General features: G+C 65.5%; 3 protein-coding genes. 2 read left to right on the top strand and 1 reads right to left on the bottom strand.

Annotated features, from left to right (window positions below; translation table 11 throughout):
• The first annotated feature begins 79 nt into the window (after nucleotides 1–79).
• Together cmtR and KKR01S_RS10390 are read left to right on the top strand one after the other, a co-directional pair.
• Nucleotides 80–439, top strand: a complete 360-nt coding sequence (gene cmtR, locus KKR01S_RS10395) for a Cd(II)/Pb(II)-sensing metalloregulatory transcriptional regulator CmtR (protein ID WP_006947315.1) — start codon at nucleotides 80–82, stop codon at nucleotides 437–439.
• A complete protein-coding gene (locus tag KKR01S_RS10390) occupies nucleotides 436–1,032 on the top strand; it encodes a cadmium resistance transporter (RefSeq protein WP_006947316.1) in 597 nt (198 codons plus the stop codon). Before cmtR ends, KKR01S_RS10390 begins: the two co-directional genes overlap by 4 nt.
• 2 nt (nucleotides 1,033–1,034) lie before the next feature.
• On the opposite strand, the gene KKR01S_RS10385 is transcribed toward KKR01S_RS10390, so the two are convergent.
• A complete protein-coding gene (locus KKR01S_RS10385; RefSeq protein ID WP_006947314.1) occupies nucleotides 1,035–2,093 on the bottom strand; it encodes an IS630 family transposase in 1,059 nt (352 codons plus the stop codon).
• Nucleotides 2,094–2,139: the final 46 nt, after the last annotated feature.

Raw genomic sequence — 2,139 nt, 5'->3', positions numbered from 1 at the left:
CCTAGTGTCACGCGTCTGAACTTGTTTGACGAGTTGGGTGGGGCGATTGTAGTTCAGCGGTTACTGTATCGTTCAGTGCATGCTGACTCTTGCTTCCCGCTTAGACGCCATGCAGCGTCTGGGCCGGGCGATGGCCGACCCCACGCGTTCACGGATCCTTCTGTCGCTTCTGGCGTGCCCCGCGCATCCGGCAGAGCTCGCCAACGCGCTAGACCTGACGCGCTCGAATGTGTCGAACCACCTGGGTTGCCTGCGGGACTGCGGGATCGTGGTCGCCACCCATGAGGGCCGCCAGGCCCTTTACGAGATCGCTGACCCCCACCTCGCACGTGCGCTCACCGAGCTGGTCGAGGTCAAGCTGGCCGTCGACGCGGACGCCCCCTGCCTCGACGTCGCCTGCGAGGTGCCTGGTTGCCACGACGGCAGGTCCGGCGCATGACGGCCGCGGCGCTGCTCCAAGCGATCGGGCTCTTCATCGCGACCAACATCGACGACATCATCGTGCTCTCGCTCTTCTTCGCCCGAGGTGCCGGACGCCCCGGGACGACCGCGAAGATCTTGGCCGGGCAATACCTTGGCTTCGTCGGGATCCTCGCCGCCGCACTCGTGGTGACCTTGGGGGCGGGGTGGGCGCTGCCAGAGGAGGCGATTCCCTACTTTGGGCTCATCCCCCTCGCGCTGGGTCTCTGGGCTGCGTGGGAGGTCTACCGCGGCGAGGGCGACGACGATGATGCCGCCGTGTCAGGTAAGAGCGTTGCCGTGGCGACCGTCGCCGGCGTCACCTTCGCCAACGGTGGGGACAACATCGGCGTTTACGTCCCGGTCTTCCTCAACATCAGTACTCCCGCTGTCATCACCTTCTGCATCGTTTTCCTCGTGCTCGTGGCAGTGCTGGTGGCCACCGCCAAGTTCGTCGCCACGCGTCGACCCATCGCCGAGGTCCTCGAACGGCGGGAGCACATCCTCTTCCCCATCGTCCTGATCGGACTGGGCGTCGCAATCCTCGTCGGCGGCGGCGCGTTCGGTCTCTGATGTCACGCGCCTGAACTGGTTTGACGGGTGGCGTGGGGCAGGATTTCCTCGGCGGTCTTGGTCCAGATGAATGGGTGGCAGCGCTCGTTCCAGCCGTCGATGAAGGTGCTGATCGCTGTGACGAGTTGCTTGACGCTGTCGAAGGAGCCGCGGCGGATGGCCTGTCGGGTGATGATCCCGAAGAAAACCTCGACGAGGTTGAGCCAGGACCCGCTGGTCGGGGTGAAGTGCAACGTGATCCGCGGGTGCTTGGCCAGCCACTGCTTGATGTCCTCGTGCTTGTGGGTGTGGTAGTTGTCCAGGACCACGTGCAGCTCCCGGCGCGGGTAAGCCCTGGCGACCTTCTTGAGGAAGTCGAGGAACTCGGCCTTACCGTGCCGGTCGTAGCACTGGTCGGTCACCGCACCGGTGGCTACCTCGATAGCGGCGAACAGCGTGGTGGTGCCATTGCGCTTGTAGTCGTGGGTCGCCTTCTCCGGCAAGCCTGGTCGCAGCGGCAGGATCGGCGCGGTCCGGTTCAAGGCCTGGATCTGGGACTTCTCATCCACGCACAGCACGACCGCCTTCTCCGGTGGGTTCAGGTACAGCCCGACCACGTCGCGGACCTTGGCCTCCAGCTCCGGGTCTGTGGAGAACTTGAACGTCTCCCGCCGCCATGGCTTGACCCCGTACTTGCGCCAGGCACGGGCGACGGTGGCATCCCCGATCCCCAAGTGCCTGCCCAGCAACCGCGAGGACCAATGCGTCACCCCGAGTTTGGCCGGTGGCGGCTCGAGCGTGGTGGCGATGATCACGGCATCATCGATGCGTTTCGGTCGGCCCGAACGCTCCTCGTCCTCGAGGCCAGCGAGCCCGTCGACGGCGAACCGGTCACGCCACTTGATCACAGTCGGACGCGAGACCCCGACATGCCGCGCCACTGCCGAGGTGCCCGTCCCCGCCGCGACGGCCAGCACGATCCGCGCACGCTGCGCACGTCCCGCCGGCAACGTCCGCGACCGTGTCCACGAGGTCAGGGTCGCACGGTCCTCTTCGCTGATCTCCAGCACAGGTGACGGCATATGCCATCATCCCATACTGTCAACGAATTAATGACGCGCGACACTA

It is taken from the genome of Rothia kristinae NBRC 15354, from assembly GCF_001570865.1.
GTDB lineage: Bacteria > Actinomycetota > Actinomycetes > Actinomycetales > Micrococcaceae > Rothia > Rothia kristinae.
The sequence above is the reverse complement of the archived record's forward strand: the minus strand, read 5'-3'. Positions and strand labels throughout refer to the sequence as shown.